Raw genomic sequence first — 11376 nt, 5'->3', positions numbered from 1 at the left:
GAGCCAGCCATGGATACGACGTTTCTCGGCTTTGCTGTCCTGCTCTTCTTCGCGACGGTGTTGTCGGTCGAAGGACTCTACCTGTATTGGATCAGTCGCCACGGCGCCCAAGCCAAGCGCATCACCGCGCGCATCGAGCTCGGGTCCAGCAATGCGCAGGCCGGCGGCCAGCCCCTGTCGATTCTCAAGGAGCGCAAGCTCAGCGACTCGCGCTGGCTCGTACATCTGCTCGTTGACGTGCCGGGCGTGCACGCGGTCGATCGCTTACTGAAGCAGGCGGGCTTGACGACGACGGTGGGCCGTTTCCTCGGCTATACGCTGGGTTGCGCCGCGGTAGGACTCGTGCTCGGCGCGGTGTTCCCGATTCCGCTTCTCGTTCAACTCACGCTGGCAAGCGCATTCGCGCTGCTGCCGTGGCTGGCGATACGACGCAAGCGCAACCAACGTCTGAAGCAGCTTGAACGGCAATTGCCGGATGCGGCCGACCTCATTGCCCGTGCCCTGCGAGCCGGACACTCGTTCGCCAGTGCGCTCGGCATGCTCGCCGAAGAACTGGCCGATCCCCTCGGCACCGAATTCAAGATCGTCTTCGACGAAATCAATTTCGGCGTATCGATGAACACGGCGCTATACAACCTCACCGAGCGCGTGCCGATCGACGATCTGCGCTACTTCGTCATCGCGGTGCTGATACAACGTGAATCTGGCGGCAACCTCGCGGAAATCCTCGGCAACATCGGACTCATCATTCGCGAACGTCTGAAGCTGTTCGCCAAAGTTCGCGCGCTGTCGGCGGAAGGGCGCCTCTCCGCTTGGATCCTCGCGCTGCTGCCGTTCGTCGTCATCGGCGTGCTATCGGTCCTGAGCCCCGGATTCATGAAGATCTTCTGGACCGACCCCGCCGCGGAAAAGCTTGCCGGCATCTGCCTCGGCATGATGGTGCTCGGCATTCTGTGGATGGGAAGAATCGTGCGGCTTCGCGTCTGATCGTGAGGATACCTTAAGGATCGATCATGAAAACCGAACAAATCGTCTTGCTCGCGGTGATGTTTCTCATCGTCTTCGGCGTCGTGCTGCGCGCTCTGCAGCTCGCACGCCCCGATCCGTTGAAGCGTCGCGTCGAAGGACTCTCGATGCCGCTCGCCGGGTCGGCGGCTGGAGCCGGCGGCATGGGCAGCCTCGGTTCGCCGGAAGACAACAAATGGGGCGAGCGAATCACTCAGGTGTCCAAACAGGTAGCCAAGCTCTCGCTGCCGAAAGACGACTGGGATCGCTCTGCGCTGCGCTGCCGATTCATGCATGCGGGCTTTCGCGGTGCGGCGGCCCCCGCCTACTATTTCGCGGCGAAAACGGTGCTCGCGCTCACACTGCCTGCCGCGGCGCTGATCGTCGCGGCACCCAGTTTCTCGGCCGGGCATACGTTGGATGCATTGTTCGTGCTGCTGGCCGCCTCGGCACTCGGGTTCTACGCGCCGAACGTCGTGCTTTCCCGGCTCACGGTCCACCGCCAGCGCGCCATCGTCGAGGGACTACCCGACGCCGTGGACCTAATGACGGTATGCGTCGAAGCGGGATTGGGCCTGGACGCCGCGATGCAGCGCGTAACGGAAGAAATCGGCAACAAGAGCCCTGCGTTGAAAACAGAGCTTGAACTCGTGCTGCTCGAGTTGCGCGCCGGCGCGGGCCGAGAAAAAGCGCTGCGCAACCTCGCGGCACGCACGGGCGTCGAGGATATCGATGCGCTGACGACGATGCTGATTCAAGCCGACCGATTCGGCACGAGCGTCGGCGACTCGCTGCGCGTCTACACCGACAGCCTACGCACGAAACGCCGTATGAAGGCCGAGGAACGAGCGGCGAAGATTGCGCTAAAGCTCCTGTTTCCGCTGATCTTCTTCATCTTTCCGACGCTCGTGGTCGTCCTTGTCGGCCCCGCGGCAATCCAAATCTACCGTCAGCTTCTGCCGACGATGGCACACATGGGTGGAGGTTGAATGAACTCGATCGACAACCATTCAGTCGCGGCAACCAGACACTTGCAAAACCAAGCATCGCCGCAGCCATGCACAAGGTCAGTCCGTCGCTCGAACGGAACGCCGGCAGGCGGTTCGTCGCGGCCGTAGCGCAACTACTCGGGGCAATCATGAACAATCGTCTATCGACCCGCATTGGGTTTCGCGTCCCACCCCGGACATCGGGCCGCGTCGCGCGCGCACACGTGCGTCGCCGCAATCAGCGCGGCTCCGCCGTCGTCGAATTCGCGCTGTTGCTGCCGCTGCTGCTCGTCATTACGTTCGGCATCATCGAGTTCGCACTCGCGCTCTACGACAAAGCCGTCATCACCAATGCGAGCCGGGAAGCGGCGCGTGCGGGCATCGTCTATGAATCACCGCAATTGACGAATACGCAAATTTCCGCCGTCGCGACGAACTATTGCGCGAACTACCTCATCGCCCTCGGCAGCAAACCCACGCCAACCGTCACCGTTAGCCACTCGTCGGGCACGAGCGCGGGCAACCCGCTCACGGTCACCGTTTCGTACGGCTATACCAGCCTCGGCATGAGTTCGGTGCTCGATCCGATGCCGAGCTTGTTGTCGATGAGCGCGACGACCACGATGAATTACGAATGAGCCGAGTCGCTTGCACGGCTCAGCACCGAAAATGCGAAGGCAGATTGACCGGAGGAAATCATGCGAAACGATGCGCAACTCGCACGGCGTGCAGGCCGGCAACGCGGTTCGATCGCGATCTATGTCGCGCTGCTGCTGCCGATCGCCATCGGCTTCATCGCGCTGGCCGTCGACATCGGACGCGCACTAGTCGTACGCAATCAGTTGCAGAACGCCGCCGACGCCGCCGCCCTGGCGGGCGCAGAGCAGCTCCAATGGACCAATACCTCGACGACGTGGGCAAATGCCACGTCGAAGGCTACGGCGGCGGTCAGCCTCAACGCGGCCGACGGTCAGACGCTCAGCACCGGCACGGTCACCGCCGGCTACTGGAACCTGACGGGCTCGCCCTCGGGGATGCAATCCACGACGATCACGCCAGGGACCGACGACAGGCCGGCAATCAAGGTCACGGTCAGCCGCGTGGCGGGTTCGAACGGCGGCCCTATCCAGACGTACTTTGCGGGACTCATCGGCACGAAGACGATCAACGTCAGCGCCACGGCCGTCGCAGCGATTACACCGCCCGGCACGGCCAACCCCGGCGCGCTGTTCCCGCTCGCCATCACGCAGTGTATGTACAACACTTACTGGAATTCGACCACGGGTGAGCCGGTGATCGATCCGACGACAGGCAAGCCCTACGAGTTCGACATCGGCTCGTCGTATCACTACAGCTCTTGCTTGTCGGGACAATGGACGACGTTCAACCTCAACGTGAACGACACGCCGGCCGTCGAGAACCTGATTGCGAACGGCAATCCGACTTCGCTCAGCGTCGGCAGCGACACGTGGATCGAACCCGGCACGAAGACGGCCATCTACAACGCCGTGAACACGCCGGTCGAAGTGTTGCTGCCAGTCGTCGTAGACGTCAGCACAAACGCTGCCGTTCCGATCGTCGCCTTCGCGCCGTTCGAAATCGACGCGTCGGTCGGCGGCAGCGGCAAGTACATACAGGGGCATTTCGTCACCAACTACGTTCCGACGAACGTGGGCCCGGGAACAGGTACGCCGCCGCCGTATTACGGCGCCTACGTGCCCCCTGTGCTCGTCAATTGACGCAGGTGGTGCGTACGCTACGCGTGCCGAGGTAACGGTATCCATGGCATAGTCACGGCAGGCCCAACATCGAACCCATGAGGAGCCGCCGTGATACGCAAGACGCTCAACGCTTCCCGTCTACAGGACGAAGTAAGCCGCCGCCTTCACCGCATCCACGAGATCGTCGAGGACGGCGTCAAAATCCGGGTGCCGCGCCCGCACAAGCAAGAACCCGACGCGACGGGCTGCAATTGGACCATGAAACACTTCGGCAACGCGCTCGGGTACGAGCGATTCGTCGAGGAGGTGCTGACCGCAGCGCAAGCCGAATACAACTTGTCCGATGCGGACGAAGGCAAGGACATTCGCAGCCTCTTCAGCGAATAGCGGCCCGCTCCATGCAACCCGGCACGCTCTGGCCCGCCGTCGTCGGCCGCACCGCCCACGCGCTCGCATGCGGCGCGCTGCGCCCGATCGAGACGATCCAAACCACGCTCGACGACGGCGGCATACGATTCGTCGTCAGGCAGGTTTCGAGTTTGGCCCGCAAACCGCAACAGCAGGAAACACCCTCGCCGCGGCCGTTCGTCGACCCGTTCCTCCCGCACGACCCAGATCTATTCGTCGCCGACGTGTCGGCCACGCATTTCGCGCTGCTCAACAAGTTCAACGTCATCGATCATCATCTGCTGATCGTCACGCGAGCGTTCGAGCCACAAGAAGCACTCCTCGATCTCGCGGATTTCGAAGCATGGTTCGCGTGCCTTGCCCAATTCGACGGGCTCGGATTCTACAACGGGGGACGCGACGCCGGCTCGAGCCAGCCGCACAAGCATTTGCAGATCGTGCCGCTGCCGCTCGGCGATGCCGGACAATCGCTGCCGCTCGCCCCGCTGATCGAGACTGCGACCTTCGACGGTGCGGTGGGCACGCTGCCCGCGCTCCCGTTCCGGCATGCGTTCGCGCGGCTCGCGCCGGCATCGCCCGAACACGCCGCGGCGCAAGCGCTCGGTCGCTATCGGATGTTGCTCGACGCCTTCGCGCTGCGCACCGTGGCCGCCGGCGACCACGCGCATCGTACGCACCACGTGCATCAATCGGCCCCCTACAATCTACTCGTCACGCGGCACTGGATGCTGATCGTACCGCGCTCGGCCGAGCAGGCCAACGGCATCGCAATCAACTCGCTCGGCTTCGCCGGTTCGCTGTTCGTGCGCGACGCGCAGCAGTTGGATGCGATACGCCGAATCGGGCCCATGACGATCTTGCGCGACGTCGGCCTGCCACGCGGCAACGACGCATAGCCAGTTCGCTCACGGCAGGCCGTATCATGATGGCCTCATGCTTTCTTCGACGTCTTCGACGAATGGTTGCCTCGATGTCCTTCCATGCCATTTCCCCGACGCGTACGCTCGCCGCTCGCGCCGCACTCGCCTCGCTCGTGTTGGCCCTCGCCGCCTGTGCGACACCACCTGCGATCGCGCCGCACGCTTATGTCGACCCGATTGGGCTGTTTCCGATGGCCGACTACGATCAGAACGTCGACCATTGGATCGCCCCGGCGAGCGCGAACTACGACACCCCGTTCCTGAGCACCGCTCAGCAACGCGCGCACTGGGAAGCCTATCTCGCTCGCTACTTCGGCACGCGCGAGCACGATGCATCGCCGTGGAATCCGGCGTTCATCACGAATCGCCTTTACGGCCAGGGCGGCGCCGACATCGTCGATTTGCAATTGCGCCGCATCGGCAATTACGACAACGAGGGCAAACCAACCCGATCGATCGGCTACGGTCAGAACTACCGTCCGCACACGGCTCAGTGGATCTACGACGTCGAGCGCAACATGAACCTGCAGCAGTTCTCGCAGGCACCGCACTATGCGCCGAACGCCCGAGCGATCGCGACCGACGCGCTACTCGTGCGCGAGTTGCCGACGATGGATCCGTCGTTCTATTCGCACCGGCTTGCGGGCGAGGGTTATCCGTTCGACAATCTGCAAATTTCGTCGGTGCGTCCCGGTACGCCGCTCTACGTGCTGGGCCACAGCATTGACGGCGCATGGGATTACGTGCAAACGCCCGACGTTCAAGGATGGGTGCAGGCACACGGCGTCGGCTTCGTCGATGACGCGTTCGTCTCGGCCTGGTCGCATCGTGCAAGCGACGGCTGGGGCGTGGTGATCGCGGCATCCATGCCCGTACGCGACCAACGCGGCACGTTTCGCTTCGACGCAACGGCGGGCACGCTGCTGCCGCTCGCGCAGAGCGCAACGGCAGCAGCGCTGCAATACACGGTGCTCGTGCCCGCTCGCGACATCGACGGCCGCGCCGTGATACGCGAAGCGCAAATGCCCGATGCGGCACTCGCGCCGGCGCCCATTGCCGCCACGCCGCATCATTTAGCCGTACTGATCAAATCGCTGATCGGCCGCCCCTACGGATGGGGCAACATGAATTTCTACAACGACTGTTCGTCGGAGTTGCAAAGCATTTTCGCGACGTTTGGCGTTTGGCTGCCGCGGCATTCGTCGGCGCAGATGACGGCCGGCGACATGACCGACCTTTCGTCGGACTCGCCGGCGCAACGGATCGACTATTTGGTCGAGCACGGCAAGCCGATGCGGACGCTGATCTATATCGGCGGCCACGTCATGCTGTATCTGGGCAATACGACGCGCGACGGGCGTACGGTGCCGCTCGTCTACCAAGACATCTGGGGCATGCGCCCGGCCGACAACAGCCGTCGCGCCGTGATCGGCGGATCGGTGATCTTTCCGCTATTGCTTAGGATTCCTGAAGATCCAAGCCTCGAATCGCTGGCCGCCACACGGATCTTTCAAGTCAGCGTGCTCGGCATGCCGAGCGGCGCGGCGCCGCCGCCCGATGAGGAGAATCCGGCGAGTTGAGGGATGGAGGCCGCGGCTCACGCGTGCGCGTGGTGTACGGGTTCAACGGAGAGCCTCATGCCAATCGTTTTAAGGACCGCCAATAGCGTCTTCAGCGTAGGGTTACCTTTGGCAGATAGTGCGCGATAGAGCGATTCACGGCTAATTCCGGCTGTGGCCGCGACAGCGCCCAACCCCCCGTATGCCTCGGCCAGGGTGCGCAAAGCCAGCAAACCAGCCGCCCGATCGTTCGGATCGTCGAGCGATTCCATCGCGGCCTTTAGATATTCCACGGCCAATGCGTGGTCGGCGCGCAATTCGGCGACCTCCGCGTCATGGTGCGACACCACTCCTTTAAGGTTGTTCATCATTGCCTCCGTTTCCATTCCGACCACAATTGCTTGGCTCGCTTGATGTCACCCGCTTGGCTGGCCTTGTCGCCGCCGGACAAAAGCAACACAACGGCCTTCCCATGGTGAGCACAATACAGTCGGTAACCCGCACCGATATGGACGCGCAGCTCTATGACCCCTTCACCGACTGACTCGCAATCGCCAAGATTGCCGGTTTGCACCTGTCGGAGCCGAATACGGATGCGGGCTTGAGCGACCTTATCCCGCAGCGAGCAAAGCCATTCCGTAAACGGCTCCCGTCCACCCGCGCTGCGGTACCGAACAACTTCGATCATGGCACAGTTGTAGCTTAAAAGCTACTCTTTTACCATGCGAGAAGTGGCGTGACCGCGGGCGGGCTCGAGAAATCAGACGAACTGAGGCGCGGCGACAAAACGAAGGCTGACTCGGCCACCCCCACCCTACTGCGGCAACACCTCGCCCCGCGTCTCCGGCGCGAATGGAATCACGAGCAGCCCCAAGACGAAGACCACCGCCGTCAACGCAACGGGCAGCCCGAGCGTGTGCATATGCAGCACGGCCGCACCGAGCAGAAAGTTCACCCCCGCGCCGATGAAACGGCCGAACGAGGTGCAGAACGCAAATGCCGTCGCGCGCACGCGCGTTTCGAACTGCTCGGGCAGCCACAGGCTGAACAACGCGAAATTGCCGCCGAAGAATCCGAGTACAAACAACCAAGCAATGAACGGCGCCAGCCCATTCGGCAAATAGAAGGCCCAGCCGAAGGCGCCGACGATCGATACCGCCATGCCCGCGAAATACACGGCCAATGTCTTCTTGCGCCCGATCCATTCCGCGAGCGGCGGCAACGCCAAGCAACCGAGAATCGTGCCGATCGACAGCAGCCCCGTTGCCAATGAGGCCGTCTTGATCGCCCCCGCCTTATTCATACCGGACTTGAAAGCGAGTTGAATGACGGCCGATGGCTCATAGACGGCGCCGGCCCACAAACCGACGATCGCGATCGTCAGCAGCACGCAGGCCACCCAGGTGCGGCGGCGATAGCCGGGGCCGAGGATTTCTCTCAGCGGCTTGGTGTGGACGACGCGCGCCTCGGCTTGCTTCCACTTCTCAGGCTCCTTCACACGCAACAGCACGACGATCGCGATGACGACGGGCACCGCCCCGGTCAAGAACATCGCACGCCAACCGAAGTGCACGCCGATCGTATAGTTCAGCGCGGCTGCCAAGAAGAACCCCGCGTAATAGCCCGTCTGCAAATACCCGGCGCCCATCTTGCGTCGATCCTCAGGCCATGCCTCGGCGACGTAGGTTCCCGCAAGCGCCCATTCGCCGCCGATCCCCACGCCGGCCAGAAAGCGATAGAAGCCGAGTTCATAGACGCTATGTGCCGTGGCCGCAAGCCCTGTAAAGATCGCGAACATGAAGATCGTTCCGGCCAACACTTTCGTGCGCCCAAAGCGGTCGGCAATCGGCCCCCAAATGAACGACAGGCCCCACCCCACCAAAAACAACGCAAACAAGATCGACCCAGCCAAGCCAACGTTCGCGGGGCTCGCCGCAATGCCCGAGTGCGGCAAGAGTTCCGTCAGCGCGGGCGTCAACACCAGCGCGTAGATGAACGAATCCATCCCGTCGAGCGTCCATCCTGCCCATGCGCCCCAAAATCCCGCTATCTGCGCACGATTGAGCGGCGTGCGCCGTCGCGCGACCCGCGCGCTTTCCGTCGTTGAACTCATCTGGCTCCTCCGGTGAAACGGTTAGGACTACTGATTTCTCATGACTGCGAGTGAATGCGGCGCTTGCCACGCCCGCTTTCGCCACCCCGATGTGCCTCGGGTTTGCCCGATTTCGGATTCAATATTTTATATATAATATCGAGCATCATGACTGACGCAACGAATCGTTTTCCCTTAGAGGTCGAGTCCGACCCAGGCCTGCCGCTTGCAGCGGTAGCCGTCGCGCCACGCACGAGCGCATCGCGCATGGTGGCCGATGCGCTGCGCGCAGCGATCGTCGATGGTCGGCTGCCGCCCGGCGCACCGCTGCGCCAGGACGCCGTGGCCCGCCATTTTTCGGTCAGCGCGATTCCGGTGCGCGAGGCGCTGCGTCAACTCGAAAGCGAAGGATGGGCGAGGGTCGAAATGCACAAAGGGGCCACGGTCGCCCCGCTGTCGGCCGACGAAGCGCGCGAGATCTATGAAATTCGCGCGGCGCTCGAAAGCCTTGCGATTACGCTCGCGATCCCGAACCACACCGAGGAAACCTTGCGTGAAGTGCAAGCGCTCCACGAAGCAGCGGAACTCGAACGCGATCCCGCGCTCTACGTGGCGCGCAACGAAGCGTTTCACATGAGCCTGTATGCGCTCGCGGGCCGCCCGCAATTGATCGACATGATCGGCACGCTGCATCGGCGCGGCGAGCGCTACTTGCGCGTCAAGTTCGGCTTGCCCGAGCACAAGCGCGTCTCCGATCAAGAACACGCACAGTTGCTGCGCTTCGTCCGCCGCAAAGACATTCCGGCTGCGCAAAAGCTGATCGCCGAGCATTTGCTCGGCACCGGACAACTGCTCTATCGTCTGCTGAGCGAACAAGCATCCGCGTCGGGCACTCCCGCACGCAAGCGCGGCAATGCATCGGCGCCGGAAGGGTCGATGCTCGCGCCGAAAAAGCGCGGCAGGCGTACTCACGGATAGCCCCCGTTCGCCCCTTCCCTATATAGGAGCCGATTCGCCCGATGACATCCGCAGCCGAAGCACCGGTCCAGCGCACGTGGACCACTCTGCGCGACGAAAAAGCACGGCGGCTCGCCGTCGTTTCGCCGTGGCTCGAAGACGGCATCTTGCCGTCGGAACGCATCGTCGATGCACTCGAAGCGCTGATTCGTCCGGGCGACCGCGTCGCATTGGAAGGCGACAATCAAAAGCAAGCCGATTTCTTGTCGCGCGCGCTGGCACGCGTCGATCCCGAGACCGTCAACGGCGTCCATTTGTTGATCTCCAGCATTAGCCGCCCGGAACATTTGACGCTATTCGAGCGCGGCATCGCACGCAAGGTCGATTTCTCGTTCGCGGGTCCGCAAAGCCTGCGGGTCGCGCAACTGCTCGAAGACGGTCTGCTCGAGATCGGCGCGATCTACACCTACGTCGAACTCTACGCGCGCATGTTCGTCGACCTAACGCCGCAAGTCGCGCTGCTGTGTGCGGAGAAAGCCGATCGCCATGGCAATCTCTATACCGGCCCGAACACGGAAGACACCCCCACGATCGCCGAAGCGGCGGCATTCCGGCACGGTATCGTCATCGTCCAGGTCAACGAGGTCGTCGACACGCTGCCGCGCGTCGACATTCCGGGCTCGTGGGTGGACGTGGTCGTGCAGGCCGACCGGCCGTTCGCCGTCGAGCCGCTGTTCACGCGCGATCCGCGTCACATCGGCGATTTGCAGGTGCTCACCGCGATGATGGTCATTCGCGGCATTTACGAACAATACGGTGTCACGTCGCTCAATCACGGCATCGGCTTCGATACGGCCGCCATCGAACTGATTCTGCCGACGTATGGCGCCGAGCTCGGCTTGAAAGGGAAGATCTGCCGCAACTGGACGCTCAACCCTCATCCCACGCTGATCCCCGCGATCGAATCGGGATGGGTCGACAGCGTCCATTGCTTCGGCAGCGAAGTGGGCATGCAAGCCTATGTTGCCGCGCGTCCCGACGTCTTCTTCACGGGGCGAGACGGCAGCCTGCGTTCGAACCGCGTGCTGTGCCAGTTGGCCGGCCAGTACGGCGTCGATCTATTCATCGGCTCGACGCTGCAAATCGATGTCGATGCGAATTCGTCCACCGTGACGCGCGGGCGCCTCGCCGGCTTCGGCGGTGCACCCAACATGGGCCACGATCCGCACGGACGCCGCCACGCGAGCGAGGCATGGCTCAAGCTGCTGAAGCAAACCGACGGCCCCGTCGCGCGCGGCCGTAAGCTCGTCGTCCAACTGGCGGAGACGTACAAGAAAGGCGGCGAGCCCACGTTCGTCGACGAACTCGACGCGATTGCCGTCGGCAACAAAAACGCCATGCCGATTGCGCCCGTGATGATCTACGGCGACGACGTCAGCCATGTCGTGACCGAGGAAGGCATTGCCTATCTGCACAAGGCGGAAGGCATCGAAGAGCGGCGCGCGGCGCTTGCCGCCGTGGCCGGCGTCACGTCGATCGGGTTGCGAGCGAAGCCCGAGCGCACGGCCGAGCTCAGGCGTCGCGGCATCGTCGCCTACCCTGAAGACCTCGGCATTCGGCGCGCTCAAGCCAAGCGCTCGCTGCTGGCTGCTCGCAGCATCGACGATCTCGTCGCATGGTCGGGCGGGCTCTATGCGCCGCCGGCCCGCTTCCGGAGCTGGTGAC

12 protein-coding genes are annotated in these 11376 nt (G+C 63.1%); 9 read left to right on the top strand and 3 right to left on the bottom strand.

Annotated features, from left to right (window positions below; translation table 11 throughout):
- Positions 1 to 9: 9 nt before the first annotated feature.
- From J3485_RS22075 to J3485_RS22045, 7 genes are all read left to right on the top strand, one after another.
- On the top strand, positions 10 to 987 hold the full coding sequence (locus J3485_RS22075; protein ID WP_206956446.1) for a type II secretion system F family protein: 978 nt from the start codon (positions 10 to 12) through the stop codon (positions 985 to 987).
- A gap of 26 nt (positions 988 to 1013) precedes the next feature.
- Positions 1014 to 1994, top strand: coding sequence for a type II secretion system F family protein (locus tag J3485_RS22070; protein WP_206956445.1), 981 nt, complete (start codon positions 1014 to 1016; stop codon positions 1992 to 1994).
- Between the two features lie 68 nt (positions 1995 to 2062).
- Positions 2063 to 2632 carry a TadE/TadG family type IV pilus assembly protein gene (locus J3485_RS22065; protein WP_242538885.1) on the top strand — a complete coding sequence of 190 codons (570 nt, stop codon included), beginning with the start codon at positions 2063 to 2065 and terminating at the stop codon, positions 2630 to 2632.
- 60 nt (positions 2633 to 2692) lie between these two features.
- A complete protein-coding gene (locus tag J3485_RS22060; protein ID WP_206956444.1) occupies positions 2693 to 3733 on the top strand; it encodes a pilus assembly protein TadG-related protein in 1041 nt (346 codons plus the stop codon).
- Between the two features lie 90 nt (positions 3734 to 3823).
- On the top strand, positions 3824 to 4102 hold the full coding sequence (locus J3485_RS22055; RefSeq protein WP_206956443.1) for a hypothetical protein: 279 nt from the start codon (positions 3824 to 3826) through the stop codon (positions 4100 to 4102).
- A gap of 11 nt (positions 4103 to 4113) precedes the next feature.
- Positions 4114 to 5019, top strand: a complete 906-nt coding sequence (locus J3485_RS22050; RefSeq protein WP_206956442.1) for an ATP adenylyltransferase family protein — start codon at positions 4114 to 4116, stop codon at positions 5017 to 5019.
- Between the two features lie 74 nt (positions 5020 to 5093).
- On the top strand, positions 5094 to 6623 hold the full coding sequence (locus tag J3485_RS22045) for an SH3 domain-containing C40 family peptidase (RefSeq protein ID WP_206956441.1): 1530 nt from the start codon (positions 5094 to 5096) through the stop codon (positions 6621 to 6623).
- A 17-nt stretch (positions 6624 to 6640) separates the two neighbouring features.
- On the opposite strand, the gene J3485_RS22040 is transcribed toward J3485_RS22045, so the two are convergent.
- From J3485_RS22040 to J3485_RS22030, 3 genes are all read right to left on the bottom strand, one after another.
- Complete coding sequence (locus J3485_RS22040; protein ID WP_206958286.1) at positions 6641 to 6970, bottom strand: addiction module antidote protein; 330 nt, start codon at positions 6968 to 6970, stop codon at positions 6641 to 6643.
- Positions 6970 to 7290, bottom strand: a complete 321-nt coding sequence (locus J3485_RS22035) for a type II toxin-antitoxin system RelE/ParE family toxin (RefSeq protein ID WP_206956440.1) — start codon at positions 7288 to 7290, stop codon at positions 6970 to 6972. Before J3485_RS22035 ends, J3485_RS22040 begins: the two co-directional genes overlap by 1 nt.
- A 126-nt stretch (positions 7291 to 7416) precedes the next feature.
- The gene (locus J3485_RS22030; protein WP_206956439.1) at positions 7417 to 8715 is read right to left on the bottom strand and encodes an MFS transporter; all 1299 of its coding nucleotides are present in this window, start codon (positions 8713 to 8715) and stop codon (positions 7417 to 7419) included.
- 147 nt (positions 8716 to 8862) lie between these two features.
- On the opposite strand from J3485_RS22030, the gene J3485_RS22025 reads away from it, so the two are divergent.
- Together J3485_RS22025 and mdcA are read left to right on the top strand one after the other, a co-directional pair.
- Positions 8863 to 9672, top strand: coding sequence for a GntR family transcriptional regulator (locus tag J3485_RS22025; protein WP_206956438.1), 810 nt, complete (start codon positions 8863 to 8865; stop codon positions 9670 to 9672).
- Positions 9673 to 9713: 41 nt separating this feature from the next.
- Positions 9714 to 11375 carry a malonate decarboxylase subunit alpha gene (mdcA, locus tag J3485_RS22020; RefSeq protein WP_206956437.1) on the top strand — a complete coding sequence of 554 codons (1662 nt, stop codon included), beginning with the start codon at positions 9714 to 9716 and terminating at the stop codon, positions 11373 to 11375.
- Position 11376: the final 1 nt, after the last annotated feature.

This window comes from Trinickia acidisoli (assembly GCF_017315725.1).
Taxonomy (GTDB): Bacteria; Pseudomonadota; Gammaproteobacteria; order Burkholderiales; family Burkholderiaceae; genus Trinickia; species Trinickia acidisoli.
This window is presented reverse-complemented; position numbering and strand designations above follow the sequence as displayed.

Bases quoted from the DNA above. Each gene is read 5' to 3' on its own strand.
- J3485_RS22040 (WP_206958286.1), bottom strand. From the start codon at position 6,970: ATGAACAACCTTAAAGGAGTGGTGTCGCACCATGACGCGGAGGTCGCC.
- J3485_RS22045 (WP_206956441.1), top strand. From the start codon at position 5,094: ATGTCCTTCCATGCCATTTCCCCGACGCGTACGCTCGCCGCTCGCGCC.
- J3485_RS22060 (WP_206956444.1), top strand. From the start codon at position 2,693: ATGCGAAACGATGCGCAACTCGCACGGCGTGCAGGCCGGCAACGCGGT.
- J3485_RS22030 (WP_206956439.1), bottom strand. From the start codon at position 8,715: ATGAGTTCAACGACGGAAAGCGCGCGGGTCGCGCGACGGCGCACGCCG.
- mdcA (WP_206956437.1), top strand. From the start codon at position 9,714: ATGACATCCGCAGCCGAAGCACCGGTCCAGCGCACGTGGACCACTCTG.
- J3485_RS22050 (WP_206956442.1), top strand. From the start codon at position 4,114: ATGCAACCCGGCACGCTCTGGCCCGCCGTCGTCGGCCGCACCGCCCAC.
- J3485_RS22070 (WP_206956445.1), top strand. From the start codon at position 1,014: ATGAAAACCGAACAAATCGTCTTGCTCGCGGTGATGTTTCTCATCGTC.
- J3485_RS22025 (WP_206956438.1), top strand. From the start codon at position 8,863: ATGACTGACGCAACGAATCGTTTTCCCTTAGAGGTCGAGTCCGACCCA.
- J3485_RS22065 (WP_242538885.1), top strand. From the start codon at position 2,063: ATGCACAAGGTCAGTCCGTCGCTCGAACGGAACGCCGGCAGGCGGTTC.
- J3485_RS22075 (WP_206956446.1), top strand. From the start codon at position 10: ATGGATACGACGTTTCTCGGCTTTGCTGTCCTGCTCTTCTTCGCGACG.
- J3485_RS22035 (WP_206956440.1), bottom strand. From the start codon at position 7,290: ATGATCGAAGTTGTTCGGTACCGCAGCGCGGGTGGACGGGAGCCGTTT.